Here is a 13,947-nt window from a genome sequence, read left to right on the forward strand (position 1 = left end):
CAACCGCTATTCAGCGCAGTATCAACACCGGTAAATGCGCGTTACGCAGCATTGCCGTGGTGGTGCTGCCCACCAGCAGATGACGAATGCGCGAGTGGCCGTAAGCCCCCATAACGAGCAGGTCAATGTCCTTTTCTTGCTTATAAGCGCGCAGCGTCTCTTCCACCTCACCGGCGCGAATAGCGCCTTCGGTTTGGTGGCCTGCGGCCCGGAGGGTATCCATAGCCCACTGCAGCTGCGAGTGATTCTCTGCCGTCTCTGCGCCCACAATCACCACATGGCATGATGCGTCATCAAACAAGGGGCTTTTCGCCAGCATTTCAACGCCTTTTCGCGCTGTTTTGCTGCCATCGAAGGCCATCAGCACGCGTTTGGGCAGCGTAAACGCCTTCGGCACCATCAAGATGGGACGGTGGAGCTCACGTACCACGCGCTCAAGGTTAGAGCCCAAGTGGCCGCTGGCTTGGTGGGCCGCTTCCCCTCGCTTTCCTAGCACCAGCAAGCGGATCTCTTTTTCATGCTCGGCCAAGGTATCCACCAGGGTGCCATTGCGCTGCATACAGGGCGGCTCTGCAAACCCAGCCGCTTCTACCCGCGCTTTCGCGGCATCCAACATCAAGCGCCCCTGCTGGCGAGCAAGCTTGCCGCGCTGCTCTTCAATATCCGAGAGCTGCTCCAGAAGATGTTCCCGCGTGCCCAGGCCTAGATGGCCGGTTAAGTCGGGCTCCGCCACCTGCGTGTGGTTATCAACGGTGTGAAGAAAACGCAGCGGTGCCGAAAGCGCCGTGGCTGCCCAAACCGCATAGTCACACACACTTTCTGAATAGTGGGACCCATCAATGGCTGCTAACACGTAATCAGACATACTGGCTTCTCCTTGAGAGGGTGCACCAAACGTTGTCGTTATTCTGACTCTGTTGTACACGAAGACGTTGGACAGCAACACCGTCAGCGGCACGTTTTTAGGCGCTCAGTCCCTGATGAATACAGATGCTACAATTAGCCGCCTATCAATAGATTCATCATAGGGCGAGGAGCAGCATGGGACATGGCATCACCAGCGTATTACTCGTGGCACTGGGCGGCGCACTGGGGGGTATCGGGCGCTTTGCCATTTCCAACGCGATGGCTCATGCGCTAGGTAAAGCCTTCCCCTGGGGAACACTCTGCGTCAACGCTAGCGGAGCGCTATTAGCAGGTTGGCTACTAGGCGTTTACGGCGTGGCTAATACGCAGTCGCTTTGGCTATTTGCGGTAGCAGGCCTGTTAGGCGGCTATACCACGGTGTCGTCGTTTAGCTTGCAGACCCTTGAGCTGTGGCAACGCGGCCAGGCAAATCGCGCCGCGCTCAATATGGTCGCTACGTTACTATTAGGCATCGCCATGACAGCGCTAGGCTGGTGGTTGGCCCAGGGTTAGCAAGGAGTCCTTGATGAGTATCAACGCCTATCTAGCCGTCGGCCTTGGCAGCGCTATAGGAAGCGTTCTTCGCTATAGCGTTTCGCTGGCTTCTATGGCCGTGCTGGGTAGCCACTTCCCCTGGGGAACGCTATTGGTAAACATACTGGGTTCTTGCCTCATCGGCTGGTTAGCCGCGACAGCTTCACGCGCGCCACATGGCAAACTGGCGCGCCAGCAGCCGCTGTTAGTGGCAGGGTTTTGCGGCGGCTTCACTACCTTTTCGCTCTTCAGCCTGGAAACGCTGCACTTGGCACAGCAGGGCAGTATGGGGCTGGCGCTGCTGTACGGCATAGGCAGCCTGCCCCTCTGTGTATTCGCCGCCTGGATGGGCGAGCGTTTGGCCTTTTTAAACCAACCAGCGGCCTAATCTCTTGATACGCGAACAGCTTGAACAGCAGCAGTCCTGGATTTATCTGGCTTTTATCGTGCTCGGGCTTTGCCTGGGCCTACTGGCCCCGAAACAGGTGGCAGCGCTTGAGCAGGCGCTATGGCCGCTGCTCGGTTTACTGCTCTACGCTACTTTCACCCAAATCCCGCTACTGCAGATAAAGCAAAGTCTCCAAGATATACGCTTTATGGCGGCGTTATTAATGGGTAACTTTATTGTTATTCCTGCGCTGCTGGGATTGTTGGTAGTGTGGCTGCCCCTACCGCCGCCAGTGCTGGCGGGCGTATTACTGGTGCTGCTGGTGCCCTGCACCGATTGGTTTATTACCTTTACACACTTAGGCAAAGGCGATGCGGCCCGTGCCATTGCCGCCACGCCACTTCTGCTGTTGGTGCAGATGATCGCATTACCGGTCTACCTGTGGCTGTTTTTAGGCAGCGAGTGGCTTCACTTAACGCTATCGCCCGCGCTATTGATCGCCTTTTTGGGGATTATCGCCCTGCCTCTGCTACTCGCTTGGCTCACAGAACATACAGCACACAGGTATGTGGCGGTGGAACGTACCATCTGCGCACTTGGCCTAATGCCGGTACCGCTACTGGCTGTCGTCGTGTTAATTATCGCGGCGACTCAAGTCACGCAGGTGCTAGCGCTACGCCAGCTGCTATGGCAGGCAATGCTCATTTTTATGGGCTTTCTCATCGTCGCAGGGCTGTTGGGCAGGGTGCTCGGCGGGCTGTTTAAATTACCGCCCGCTAGTGCCCGGACGCTGGCATTTAGCTTTGGTACGCGTAACTCCTTTGTCATGCTGCCCATTGCCCTAACGCTGCCCAGCGGGTGGCAGGCTGCCGTAGTCGTGATTGTTTGCCAATCGCTCGTCGAGCTATTTGGCATGGTGGCCTTTATCCGCTGGGTGCCAGGCAAACTGCTGCCGGAGCGAGTGGTTAGCTAACACGGGAATATCCGCCAAGCACCCCCTGTTTGCTCATCACCAGTTGCCAGAGATGAATTTCCCTGGCGCGGAAAGCTCCTGCACAAAGCAGCAGATAGTAGCGCCACATGCGGTAAAAATGCTCGCCAAACTGCTCTTTAAATCGCGGCCAGTGGGTCTCGAAATTATGGTGCCAAGCCATTAAGGTGCGGTCATAGTCAGCCCCGAAGTTATGTATATCTTCAATAACAAACAGTGCTTCGGCGGCGTCTGTGATTTGCCCTAAGGTAGGCAACTCACCATTGGGGAAAATATACTTATCAATCCAAGGGTCGGTCACGGTATTGCTTAAGTTTTTACCAATGGTATGCAGCAAAAATAGCCCATCATCTTTTAAGCAGCGGTGGACAACACTCATATACTCGCGATAATTTTTATGACCTACGTGCTCAAACATACCGATACTCACCACGCGGTCAAACGTCTCGCTTTCATCACGATAATCCTGCAGGCGAAACTCTACCGGTAAGCCTTTTCTTAGCAGCCGCTGCCCAAATTCGGCCTGCTCCCTAGAAATGGTCAGGCCCACACACTTCACCCCGTAATGCTCAGTGGCGTAGCCCATAAAACTGCCCCAGCCGCAGCCGATATCGAGAACACGCATCCCCGGTTTTAGCTGGAGCTTTCGACAAATAAGGTCAAGCTTGGCTTCCTGAGCCTCATCCAGCGTTTGGGCATGTTTCCAGTAGCCACAGGTGTAAGTCATACGCTGGTCGAGCATCGCGGCATAGAAGTCGTTGCCGAGATTGTAGTGCTTCTCCCCTACTTCCCACGCACGCTTCGCTGTTTGCCGGTTGAGCAGGCGCGAACGTAGCGAGTGGTAAACCAGCTGGGTGGGCTTAATACGCTGCCCAAGCTGGGCACGCATGATGCGGTAAAATAGCTCATCTAGCCGTATGGCATTCCACTCCCCTCGCATGTAGCTTTCGCCAAGTCCCAGATTACCTCGCGAAAGAGCGCTATCGATAACGCCGGGTGCGTACAGCTGTATATCCCAAGGGCGGCTCCCATCCAGTTGGATGTCAGCCTCGCGCAATAGCTCGGCAATAAAACGGTGAGAGGGTGAGGTTGCATCAAAGCCAATAGGCGATTTTTCCAACGTTGGCATGTTCACGGCAGGCTCCTCGCTATTCCAGAGAGTGGATAGGTAACAACCTGCCTAACAGCATAGTATCGAATAGCACAGTATTGCACTGCAGCATTAACACCTTCCCACAAAAAAGCCGGGCTGCTCTTACGAGCAGCCCGGCTTAAGCGCTGTTGATAAGCGATTAACGCAGTATTAACACGGGTATCCGGCTGCTTCGCAGCATGGTCGTGGTGGTACTGCCTACCAGCAAATGGCGAATGCGCGAGTGCCCGTAGGCCCCCATCACCAGTAGATCAATGCCGCTTTCCTGCTCGTAAGCTTGCAAAGCGTCATCCACTTCACCCGCGCGAATCGCGCCTTCTGCGTGATGCCCTGCTTCACGCAAAGTGTTTAGCGCCCACGCCAGCTCACTGCGGTGCTCGGCTGTTTCTGCTCCTACAATCAGTACATGGCAGGTTGCCCCCGCAAATAGCGGCGAGCGGGCCAGCATCTCCACCCCTTTGCGGGCGGTTTGGCTGCCATCAAAGGCAATCAGCACCTTTTCCGGCCGCTGAAAGGCTTTCGGCACCATCAAAATCGGGCGGTGCATTTCGCGCACCACCCGCTCTAGGTTAGCGCCCAGGTGCCCACTTGCCTGGTGGGCGGTTTCGCCGCGCTTGCCTACCACTAGAAGGCGCACGTCTTTTTCCAGCTCTACCAGCGTTTCCACTAGCGTGCCGTTTAACTGGCGGGTCGTGGGGCTACTTACCCCATCTTCCACCGCCCTGGCCCTGGCCGCTTCGAGCATCAGCTTGCCTTGCTCACGATTTACCCTGGCACGCTGCTCATCAAGCGCTGAGAGTTCTTCCATCAGCTTTTCGCGAGCGCCAAAGCGCAGGCTGCCGGATAAATTTTGCTCTTCGGGTGCCCCGGAGTGGTTATCCACTACGTGCACAAAGCTCAAAGGTGCATCAAGAGCCAGGCTTGCCCAGGCGGCGTAATCACAAACGCCTTCGGCAAATTGGGAGCCGTCAATGGCGGCGAGTACGTGTTCTGTCATGGTGCTCTCCTTGCCTGGTTTAGTGGCCGCCCATCAGTTTTTCAACGGCTTCCGGGTCGTTGTGAACGGCGTAGCGGTCCACTACGGTGGCGCTTGCTTCGTTTAGGCCTACCAGTTCAACCTCGGTGCCTTCGCGGCGGAATTTAATCACTACACGATCAAGCGCCTGAACGGCGGTCACATCCCAGAAGTGCGCCTTCGATAGGTTAATGGTCACCTTATCGATGCTCTCTTTGAAATCAAACGCGGCCATAAAGCGCTCAGACGAGGCAAAAAACACCTGCCCAACCACTTGGTACTCGCGCTCCTTACCAGCCTCTATTTCTTGAGAGCCTACATACATGATGTTGCCGACTTTATTGGCGAAGAACATCGCCGCCAATAGCACGCCCACAAAAACGCCCATCGCTAGGTTGTGGGTACCTACGGTCACCGCGACGGTCGCTAGCATGACGATATTGGTGCTCATCGGGTGCTTTTTCAGGTCGCGGATGGACTCCCAGCTAAAGGTACCAATCGAGACCATAATCATCACCGCGACCAGCGCCGCCATGGGGATTTGCGACACCCAATCCGCCAAGAACACCACCATCAGCAGCAACACTACGCCTGCAATCAGCGTCGATAAACGCGTCCGGCCACCCGATTTAATGTTGATCACCGACTGGCCAATCATCGCGCAACCGGCCATACCGCCCATTAAACCAGCGCCAATATTGGCCACCCCTTGGCCTTTACACTCGCGGTTTTTATCGCTGGGCGTGTCGGTAAGATCATCCACAATCGTGGCGGTCATCATGGATTCCAGCAGGCCAACGACTGCCAGCATCACGGCGTAGGGAAAAATAATCATCAGGGTTTCAAGATTTAACGGCACGTTCGGCCATAGGAAAACCGGCAGCGTATCCGGCAGCTCGCCCATATCGCCCACGGTGCGAATATCCATACCGCTCACCATATACACCACGGTCAGAACCACGATGCACACCAGCGGCGAAGGAACCGACTTGCCAATCTTCGGCAAATAAGGGAACAAGTAGATAATCCCCAGGCCGGCCAGCGTCATGGCATACACATGCCACGTCACATTGGTGAGCTCCGGCAGTTGCGCCATAAAAATCAGGATCGCCAGCGCATTCACAAACCCGGTGACTACCGAGCGGGAGACAAAGCGCATCAGCTCCGCCAGCCGCAGGTAGCCCGCGATAATTTGCAGCACGCCGGTCAGCAGCGTGGCGGCCAGCAAGTACTCCAGGCCATGCTCTTTCACCAGTGTCACCATCAGCAGCGCCATCGCCCCTGTGGCCGCAGAGATCATGCCGGGGCGGCCACCGGTAAAGGCGATCACCACCGCAATACAGAACGAGGCATAAAGCCCCACTTTCGGGTCCACGCCCGCGATAATCGAAAAGGCGATCGCTTCAGGAATTAGCGCCAGCGCGACGACAATACCTGAGAGCGTGTCGCCCTTAATGTTAGAGAACCACTCATGCTTACTGAAAAGTGCCATTCAGGGAGTCCATGGTTAGGGGGTTAAAGACATTGCGCGCCGCAGCCGCACACAAAGGCAGCACAAGAGCGCACGTTAGTAATAGATTGTCGGATGAATGCTACCAATCGAAGACGCAAACGCGCCGATAGCCAAATAGCGGCAACGGGGTGCCATAGCACCGATATAACGCGAAGAGCATTATGGCGCTAATTAAGGAGGGAGAACCTAGGGTGGAGTCATCAGCCCTGGTGTCGGCAGAGCAACGGCTGCCATTGCATTGTTCATTACAGATAAACCTTGCTGTTCTATCATCGTTATTCAGGCGAGATGGCGGCAGCTAAGTGCGTTCCAGTCGCCTTGAGCGCGGCATTCTACCAGCAAACAGGCCAATTCGCACCCGTCACCCTAGACGTTTAGACGATGACCTGATCCCTAAGCTTGGCTTACCATGGCACTCAAACGGCGGCCCCACCGCCCTTTCCTCGCCACTTTCTACCCTACCAACGAGAGGACCCACTCATGAGCCAGACAGTCGCAGTAATTAAAGGCGATGGCATCGGCCCTGAAATCATGGATGCCACCCTGCAAGTGCTAGACGCCCTTGAGTGCGGGCTGGACTACGAGTTTATTGACGCGGGCCTGGTAGCGCTTGAAAAACACGGTACGCTGATTCCTCAAGCCTCGTTGGATGCCATTGAAAAGCACGGCATTGCCCTGAAAGGCCCGCTCACCACGCCGATTGGTAAGGGCTTTTCATCGATTAACGTGCAGCTACGCCGTCACTTTGACCTCTATGCCAACGTGCGCCCCGCCATCAGCTTTCCCGGCACCCGCTCCCGCTACGATGATATCGACATGATCACCGTGCGGGAAAACACCGAAGGGGCTTACCTCTCCGATGGCCAAGAGATGCTCGACGACGGCAATACCGGCATCTCGGTGATCAAAGTGACCCGCAAAGGCTCCGAGCGCATCGTGCGTTACGCCTTTGAGCTAGCCAAACAGAATGGTCGCAAGAAGGTCACCGCCGTTCACAAAGCCAACATCATCAAGACCAGCTCCGGCCTGTTTTTAGACGTTGCCCGTGAAGTGGCCAGCGAGTATCCCGAGATCGAATTCCAAGAGATGATCGTGGATAACGCCTGTATGCAGCTGGTTATGAACCCTCACCAATTCGATGTGGTCGTCACCACCAACCTGTTCGGCGATATCCTCTCCGACCTGTGCGCTGGACTCGTGGGCGGTTTGGGCCTCGCCCCAGGGGCGAACATCGGTGAAAAAGCGGCCATTTTTGAAGCGGTACACGGCTCGGCACCCGACATTGCAGGCAAGAAAATCGCCAACCCTTGCGCGCTGCTGCTAGCCGCCGCCCAGATGCTCGACCACCTCGGCATGACCGCCAAGGGTGACGCAATTCGCCAGGGTATTCGCGCTGTACTGGAGAACCGCCGCGATATGGTCACACCCGATATGGGCGGCACCGGCACCACCGATACCTTCGCCCAGGCGCTGGTGGAGCACCTAAAAGGCTGAACCTAGCCCAGCCATACATCGAGAAACAGCATGATCACCAAGCCCATCGCCAGGCCAAACGTCGCTTTCTTTTGATGGCCGCAGCGATGGGTTTCGGGAATGATTTCGTGGCTAATCACGTAGAGCATGGCACCCGCGGCAAACGCCAAGCCCCAGGGCAACAACACTTGGGAAACGGTGACGACGCTTGCGCCAAACAGCCCGCCAATCGGTTCAATGAGCCCGGTCAGCGCTGCAATCGACCAGGAGCGCCACTTGGAGTAGCCTTCCCCCATCAGCGCCACGGCTACCGCTAACCCTTCCGGCATGTTCTGCAAGCCAATGCCAATTGCCAGCGGCATCCCGCCTTCTAATCCATTGGCACCAAAGCCAACGCCGACCGCCAAGCCTTCCGGCAGGTTGTGAATTGCAATGGCAAACACAAACAGCCATACCCGACGCAGCGAAGCAGCCTCCGGCCCTTCCCGCCCCTGTTGAAAGTGCTCGTGGGGTAAGCGTTCGTTGAGCAGTGCAATCGCCGCCATGCCCAACAAAATAGCGGTGCACACCAGTGCCGCCGGAATTGGCCCGCCCGAATAGTAGATCTCTGCGGCATCTAGCGCCGGAATAATCAGAGAGAAAAACGACGCAGCCAGCATCACACCTGCCGCAAAGCCCAACGCTAAATCACGAAACCCTCGGCTGGGTGTTTTTCCCAGCAGCACAGGCAGCGCCCCCACAGCAGTTAACAACCCAGCCACTAAACTGCCTAAAAATCCTAATAACAGCGTATTTTCCATGAATATCGTAAACTCGATGTGCGATGAGAAGGAACCAACAACGACAAGGGGACACTGTGACCATCACCGCTTCACTGGCCGCCACGCATTTCAGCCACATGCGCCCTCGCCTACTTGCCTTTGCGCGCTTACAGCTAAGGGACTCAGCCGCCGCCGAAGATGTCGTTCAAGAAACTTTGCTGACCGCCTTTGAAAAAAGCACGACGTTTGAAGGCCGCTCAGAGTTTGAAACCTGGGTATTTGGCATCTTGAAATTCAAGATTCTAGATCAGCTACGCCACCAGAAAAAACAGGGGCGCTGGCAGCCGCTAGATGACGACCTAGACGACGATACCCTAGACCGCCTGTTTGAAGCCAATGGGCATTGGCAACCCAACGCTCGCCCCAACGACTGGGGGAAGCCAGAACATGTATTGGAAAATCAGCACTTTTGGCAGGTGTTTGACGCCTGCATGCTTGCACTACCCGACAATATTGCTCGTATCTTTAGCCTGCGCGAACTTATTGGGCTATCAACCGAGGAGATTTGTAAGGAAACCGGCGTCTCTGAAACTAACTGCTGGGTTATTTTACACAGAGCACGGCTGCGCCTAAGAGAGTGCTTAGACAACGGTTGGGTTCGCTAGCAGGAGGAGATGCACATGCTAATGTGCCGGGAAGCGACACGCTTGATGTCGCTCAAGCTTGATAGAGCACTTACCTTCAAAGAGCGCACCGCACTGCGCTTTCATCTGTCTATCTGCAGTGCCTGCCGCGCATGCGCGCGTCAGTTTGACCTACTGCATCATGTGGGTGACCACCATCCTGCCACTCCCACTCACCGTGAAGACAAGCAGCATGATACATAACGCTTTTTAGCATACCGCCATGCCCGGGGAAGCCTGTATATCTGGCTTATGTACTCAGGGTTCTTATCTACAAAAATTCTTTTTACAGGCCTATAAAATTTAACTTTAATAAAAACAAGCACATAGAGTTACCATTGTTACACTTTGTGCCTCAACGATACAAAACAGTGTTTTTTATAGGAAACTGGTCTATTCTCTGCTCGTTTATTAAGCTGCTGCCGGGACTAATACTGCCATGTTCACCGCCTTCGCTTCTGGGAGTTTAAGCAATGCGCTTCACCAGCACACTGCCTGCATCTACTTTTCTCCCGAAGGCATCATCCAAGATGCCAGCGCGCCGTTTCTCGATACGGTGGGTTACTCACTTTCACAGGTAAAGGGGCAACACCACCGGATGTTCTGCTTTACTGAAGAAGCGAATAGCCGTGAATACGCCAGCTTTTGGCAGGCGTTAGCGGCGGGTGAAAGCCAGCAGGGCCGCTTTAGGCGTATTAACTCCCGTGGCGAGGAAGTGTGGTTAGAGGCAACCTATGTGCCGATTAAAAACCGGCGCGGCAAAGTCATACAGGTATTCAAAGTGGCCAGTGATGTCACTGAAAAACACCAAAAAGCGTCCCGTGAACGAGCGATTTTGCAGGCGCTGAACAACTCCATGGCAGTCATCGAATTCACTCCCGATGGCCACATTTTAAACGCTAATAAGAATTTTGAGCAGGCCATGGGCTACCCGCTTCATAAGATACGCGGCGAGCACCACCGCATGTTTTGCGCGAAAGAGTTCTATCAGCAACAACCTAACTTTTGGAAGCAACTGGCTAATGGCGAGTTTAAGCAGGGTAAATTTAGGCGCCTAAACGCCCAAGGCCGTGTGGTATGGCTAGAGGCTACCTATAACCCTATCGTGGATAACGAGGGCAATATTGTAAAAGTAGTGAAATTCGCTACCGATATCACCCGCGCAATTGAAGCCAGCGAAGCCGCCCAAGCAACTGTTAGTAGTGCCCGCACCTCTTCTAGTCAAACGGAGCGCATCGCTCAAGAGGGCTTAGTACACCTTCGACAAGTAATTGCCCACTTTCAGCATGCTAGCGATACGCTGGGTGATGCTCAAAGCTTAATTAGCGCACTGAATAGTCAAGCAGAGCAGATTAATAAGACGGCGAACACCATCGCCAAAATTGCTAGCCAAACCAATCTGCTCTCTCTGAACGCGGCTGTTGAAGCGGCTAGAGCGGGCGAACAGGGTCGCGGCTTTGCCGTAGTGGCCAACGAAGTACGCCAGCTAGCGCGGGGCTCTAGCGAGGCCGTCAATGATATTACCCGAGTCCTCAAAGAGAATAGCGCGTTGGTACTACGCACCACCGAGGCAATGCAGCGGGTAGTTGAACAAGGCCATACCAGCCAAACTAGCGTGCAAGAAATCGAGTCGATTGTGAATGAGATACTTCAGGGGGCTCAAAGTGTCTCCCACTCTATCGAGCGCCTAACGCTAGAAGCCGCCTAGCATAAAAAAGCCTCGCCAGTATGAACTGGCGAGGCTTCCAATCGACTGCTTGTCGCGCGATTAACGCAGCTTGGTCTTGCGCAGGTAAGGCAGCACGGCGTCAAACTCACCAAATTTCTGCTTGGCGTCCTCGTCTGAGACGCTGGGCGGAATGATGACATCCTGGCCGACCGTCCAATCCGCCGGGGTGGCAATGCCATGCTTTGCCGTGGTTTGCAGCGCATCCAGCGCACGCAAAATTTCAGCAAAGTTACGGCCTACGGTCATCGGGTAGGTCATGGAGAGCTTTAGCTGCTTATCCGGGCCGATGATAAATACCGAGCGCACCGTCGCACTATCAGCCGGTGTACGGCCATCCGGCAGATAGGCATCTTCCGGCAGCATATCGAACAGCTTGGAGACTTTGAGACCTTCATCAGCAATGATGGGGAAACCCACGCTGCTGCCGCTCACGGTTTCGATATCGCCTGCCCAGCGCTTGTGGTCTTCCACGCCGTCAACAGAAACACCAATTACCTTAGTGCCGCGCTTTTCCCATTCGGCGCTCAGTTTCGCCACTGCGCCAAACTCAGTGGTGCAAACCGGCGTGAAGTCTTTGGGGTGCGAGAAAAGAATTGCCCAGCTATCGCCGATCCAATCGTGAAAACGAATCGGCCCTTGGCTGGTTTCTGCTTCAAAGTCAGGCACGACTGCATTGATACGTAATGACATCGTTGCTCCTTGTTAAAGTGAAGTGGCTCTCATACCTTATATGACTTTCAACGCCTTCACTATAGAACGTTTCACGCTAAGACAATGAGGTTATGGCAGCGTTCACTCTGCTGGTTTCACATTCTTATCTTCGCGTTTAATACGTTTGACCCAACGCTGTTTCGCGTAGTGGCGCAGGTTCGCCACGCTGTCGGTTTCATCGACGATATCTTGGCCGAGAATGGTCTCAATAATATCTTCCAGCGTGATCAGCCCTACAAAAGTGCCGTGCTCATCGTAAACCACCCGCATGTGCAGGTGATCTTTCAACATGGAGGTAAATACCTGCTCCACATTATTGGACACCTCGACGCTACCAATGGGGTGCATCAGCTCAAGCATCGTTTTGGTGTCGTCGGCGTGGTACATATCCGCCTTGTGTACGTAGCCAAATGCCTGCTCGCCGTTATCCATCACCGGGAAGCGAGTAAACGGCGCTTTACCGTACTGCTCGTCAAATTCGCTAACGGACATGTTCGGTGGCACGGTCTCACACACGGTGCGAGGCGTCATGGCCTTATTCACCGCAATGTCGTGCAGGTTGAGCATGTTGATGATGGTGCGCGACTCATCGGCGTCCAACACTTCTTCTTCCAGGCCAACCCGCGCCAGCACTTTGATCTCATCGCGCAGATCCACGTCATGCTCTGACTTACCTAAGCGGCGGGTAATCTGCTCCGACATCCAAATAAACGGCAGCAGACCCATAATCATCGGGTTGAGCAGCTTCGGCAACAGCGGTGCTAAGCCGCGCCAGTAGGTAGCACCGATCGTCTTGGGGATGATCTCTGACAGAATCAGAATCAGCATGGTCATCACGGCAGAGACAATCGCAATAGATGACTCACCAAACACGACCGCTGCCTGAGCGCCCACCGCCGTTGCCCCGACCGTATGGGCAATCGTATTGAGGGTCAGAATCGCGGCAAGCGGCCGATCGATATTGGTCTTCAGCTTGGTCAGCGCGGTGTGAAGTTTGGGATTGTCTTCTTTTTGCTTGGCAATATAGCTCGGCGTAATCGACAGCAGCGCTGCCTCAAGAATAGAACATAGAAAGGAGAACGCGATTGAGAAGGTGGCAATCGTGATGAGGAGGAACATGGAAGCTCTAGGTAGTGGGTGAAATAGCGTTATAGAGATTCAACAAAGAGGTGTCAATCATTAGCCTAGGCGAACCACCTGCCCTTCCGCTAGCTAACCTATGTGAAATTTGTAGCCATACTCGGCATGTGCCACCTGACTCGGTTACGTCCCTCTTTCTTTGCGCGGTAAAGCGCCAGATCAGCATATCGCAGATCATCTTCCCAACGATCAGCGCACCTCTGCGAGCTAACTTGGCACGCACCAATACTTACCGTGACATTCACAGCCCCCTCGCTAGTCAGCACGGGTTCAGCTGCAATGGTCTTACGCAGCACCTCCAGAGTAGGTGCATCTTGTGTATCGTATAAACAGACACCAAACTCCTCTCCCCCCATTCGCGCCACCAAATCATCAGAACGTAGAGCGCTACTAAGACGAAAAGCCACCTCTTGAAGCACCTCATCGCCCACCTGATGCCCGTATTGGTCGTTAACCAACTTAAAATAATCAATATCAACCACTGCAATAGAAAAGGGCGCTGATTCCTGAGCATAAAATTCGGCTATACGCTCGATAAACGCCCTACGATTCGGCAGCCTGGTTAATACGTCAGTTTCAGCCAGGTAACGTAGTTTTTGCTCGGCATAATGCCTGGATTTCTCCACCTCTAGTGCATAAAAAAGCGCACCTAATGTATCAAGAAGAGGCTGCAGAAAAAGGGCATCCTCCTCAGTGTAATCTTCCGCTTTGTTGGCCAAGCCAATCATGCCGACGGTTTCACCACCAATCTTAATCGGCAGCCCTAAAAAGCGTAGTAAGGGCGGGTGCCCTGACGGCGTGCCTCGTGAGGCATGATGATGGCGAGGCCGGTTAGCAAGCACCACCCCACCGCTAGGGAGAGTCTGTGCCAACTGGTTTTTAAATCAAAGTATAAAGATAATCAATATCAAGAAATGGTTGCCTCACCTGGTGACTTCGGAATCGAAGGC

General features: G+C 54.4%; 15 protein-coding genes. 7 read left to right on the forward strand and 8 right to left on the reverse strand.

Annotation, left to right across the window (positions count from 1 at the left end):
* Positions 1-10 precede the first annotated feature (10 nt).
* The gene (locus tag ACIGG6_RS09550; RefSeq protein WP_399844129.1) at positions 11-865 is read right to left on the reverse strand and encodes a universal stress protein; all 855 of its coding nucleotides are present in this window, start codon (positions 863-865) and stop codon (positions 11-13) included.
* 176 nt (positions 866-1,041) lie between these two features.
* On the opposite strand from ACIGG6_RS09550, the gene crcB (ACIGG6_RS09555) reads away from it, so the two are divergent.
* Genes crcB (ACIGG6_RS09555) through ACIGG6_RS09565 form a run of 3 tightly spaced genes read left to right on the forward strand, consistent with a single transcriptional unit; the run spans position 1,042 to position 2,801 of the window.
* Entirely contained in the window at positions 1,042-1,419 is a 378-nt protein-coding gene (gene crcB / locus ACIGG6_RS09555) for a fluoride efflux transporter CrcB (RefSeq protein WP_399844130.1), read from the forward strand.
* Positions 1,420-1,432: 13 nt separating this feature from the next.
* Positions 1,433-1,828 (forward strand): fluoride efflux transporter CrcB, encoded by a 396-nt coding sequence (gene crcB, locus ACIGG6_RS09560; protein ID WP_172416453.1) that lies wholly within the window; start codon positions 1,433-1,435, stop codon positions 1,826-1,828.
* 7 nt (positions 1,829-1,835) lie between these two features.
* On the forward strand, positions 1,836-2,801 hold the full coding sequence (locus ACIGG6_RS09565) for an arsenic resistance protein (protein ID WP_399844151.1): 966 nt from the start codon (positions 1,836-1,838) through the stop codon (positions 2,799-2,801).
* Here the strand turns inward: ACIGG6_RS09565 and cfa are convergent.
* From cfa to ACIGG6_RS09580, 3 genes are all read right to left on the reverse strand, one after another.
* A complete protein-coding gene (gene cfa, locus ACIGG6_RS09570; protein WP_399844131.1) occupies positions 2,794-3,954 on the reverse strand; it encodes a cyclopropane fatty acyl phospholipid synthase in 1,161 nt (386 codons plus the stop codon). The genes ACIGG6_RS09565 and cfa overlap by 8 nt on opposite strands.
* A gap of 157 nt (positions 3,955-4,111) precedes the next feature.
* Positions 4,112-4,969 carry a universal stress protein gene (locus tag ACIGG6_RS09575; protein ID WP_399844133.1) on the reverse strand — a complete coding sequence of 286 codons (858 nt, stop codon included), beginning with the start codon at positions 4,967-4,969 and terminating at the stop codon, positions 4,112-4,114.
* A gap of 19 nt (positions 4,970-4,988) precedes the next feature.
* Positions 4,989-6,479, reverse strand: coding sequence for a SulP family inorganic anion transporter (locus tag ACIGG6_RS09580; protein ID WP_399844135.1), 1,491 nt, complete (start codon positions 6,477-6,479; stop codon positions 4,989-4,991).
* 501 nt (positions 6,480-6,980) lie between these two features.
* On the opposite strand from ACIGG6_RS09580, the gene ACIGG6_RS09585 reads away from it, so the two are divergent.
* Positions 6,981-7,994 carry an isocitrate dehydrogenase gene (locus ACIGG6_RS09585; RefSeq protein WP_253503384.1) on the forward strand — a complete coding sequence of 338 codons (1,014 nt, stop codon included), beginning with the start codon at positions 6,981-6,983 and terminating at the stop codon, positions 7,992-7,994.
* A 2-nt stretch (positions 7,995-7,996) separates the two neighbouring features.
* Here ACIGG6_RS09585 and ACIGG6_RS09590 read toward each other — a convergent pair whose 3' ends face one another.
* Positions 7,997-8,773 carry a ZIP family metal transporter gene (locus tag ACIGG6_RS09590; RefSeq protein ID WP_074210196.1) on the reverse strand — a complete coding sequence of 259 codons (777 nt, stop codon included), beginning with the start codon at positions 8,771-8,773 and terminating at the stop codon, positions 7,997-7,999.
* 56 nt (positions 8,774-8,829) lie between these two features.
* Here ACIGG6_RS09590 and ACIGG6_RS09595 point away from each other — a divergent pair, with 56 nt between their 5' ends.
* The 3 genes from ACIGG6_RS09595 (at position 8,830) to ACIGG6_RS09605 (ending at position 11,125) form a co-directional block, all read left to right on the forward strand.
* Positions 8,830-9,399 carry a sigma-70 family RNA polymerase sigma factor gene (locus ACIGG6_RS09595; protein ID WP_399844137.1) on the forward strand — a complete coding sequence of 190 codons (570 nt, stop codon included), beginning with the start codon at positions 8,830-8,832 and terminating at the stop codon, positions 9,397-9,399.
* A gap of 15 nt (positions 9,400-9,414) precedes the next feature.
* Entirely contained in the window at positions 9,415-9,621 is a 207-nt protein-coding gene (locus ACIGG6_RS09600) for a zf-HC2 domain-containing protein (RefSeq protein ID WP_253503378.1), read from the forward strand.
* Positions 9,622-9,856: 235 nt separating this feature from the next.
* The gene (locus tag ACIGG6_RS09605) at positions 9,857-11,125 is read left to right on the forward strand and encodes a PAS domain S-box protein (protein WP_399844139.1); all 1,269 of its coding nucleotides are present in this window, start codon (positions 9,857-9,859) and stop codon (positions 11,123-11,125) included.
* A 60-nt stretch (positions 11,126-11,185) separates the two neighbouring features.
* Here the strand turns inward: ACIGG6_RS09605 and ACIGG6_RS09610 are convergent, their stop codons facing one another.
* The 3 genes from ACIGG6_RS09610 to ACIGG6_RS09620 all read right to left on the reverse strand — a co-directional run bounded on the left by ACIGG6_RS09610 (position 11,186) and on the right by ACIGG6_RS09620 (position 13,842).
* Entirely contained in the window at positions 11,186-11,836 is a 651-nt protein-coding gene (locus ACIGG6_RS09610) for a peroxiredoxin (RefSeq protein WP_399844141.1), read from the reverse strand.
* A 102-nt stretch (positions 11,837-11,938) separates the two neighbouring features.
* Positions 11,939-12,976, reverse strand: a complete 1,038-nt coding sequence (locus ACIGG6_RS09615; protein ID WP_399844142.1) for a CNNM domain-containing protein — start codon at positions 12,974-12,976, stop codon at positions 11,939-11,941.
* 98 nt (positions 12,977-13,074) lie between these two features.
* Positions 13,075-13,842 carry a GGDEF domain-containing protein gene (locus ACIGG6_RS09620; RefSeq protein ID WP_399844144.1) on the reverse strand — a complete coding sequence of 256 codons (768 nt, stop codon included), beginning with the start codon at positions 13,840-13,842 and terminating at the stop codon, positions 13,075-13,077.
* Positions 13,843-13,947: the final 105 nt, after the last annotated feature.

This window comes from Vreelandella lionensis, assembly GCF_044543515.1.
Lineage (GTDB): Bacteria > Pseudomonadota > Gammaproteobacteria > Pseudomonadales > Halomonadaceae > Vreelandella > Vreelandella lionensis.